We start from the raw sequence: 507 nt of genomic DNA, 5'->3' as shown, positions 1-507 counted from the left end.
TAAAATCGGAATTTCAGGAGGTGTTTTTATGCCACAAATGAATAAGGGAGGAAAATTTATTTTCGGGAAATCACTCATTCGGACGGATGGAACATTGCGGATTCCACCGCAGGCAATGGAAGAATATCACATTGCAGATGAAGGAAAAGTATATCTTTTTACCGGAAGTAAGATTACCGGTGGCTTCTGCGTCACCCGGAAAGGCCTTTTGCATCCGTCGAAACTTGGTCACATTTTGGACGATACTCCACCGTTGCTTGACTACTCAGCAGGTTCTGGCGAATTCATCAAATACAAGGGGCGTTCCTACTGCTGGGTAGAGATTTCACAGGAGGGGCAAATTCTTCTTACGAAGAAAATGATGGATTTTTTGAAGGTGAGACCCGGAATGGAGCTGCTCTCTATCCGCAGTAGCGACATCGCGTTTACGATGGGAGCTAAAGGACCGCTATTGGAAAAAGCAGAAAACTATGATGGTGAAATTCCGCTTTTTTAAGTGTAACAATT

The 507-nt window shown here is 43.8% G+C and carries 1 protein-coding gene; it reads left to right on the top strand.

Features of this window, described 5'->3' with window-relative positions; genetic code table 11:
- Positions 1–28: 28 nt before the first annotated feature.
- Positions 29–496 carry a hypothetical protein gene (locus G5B06_RS18610; RefSeq protein WP_005340973.1) on the top strand — a complete coding sequence of 156 codons (468 nt, stop codon included), beginning with the start codon at positions 29–31 and terminating at the stop codon, positions 494–496.
- Positions 497–507 lie beyond the last annotated feature (11 nt).

This window comes from Blautia luti (assembly GCF_013304735.1).
Lineage (GTDB): Bacteria > Bacillota > Clostridia > Lachnospirales > Lachnospiraceae > Blautia_A.
The sequence above is the reverse complement of the archived record's forward strand: the minus strand, read 5'-3'. Positions and strand labels throughout refer to the sequence as shown.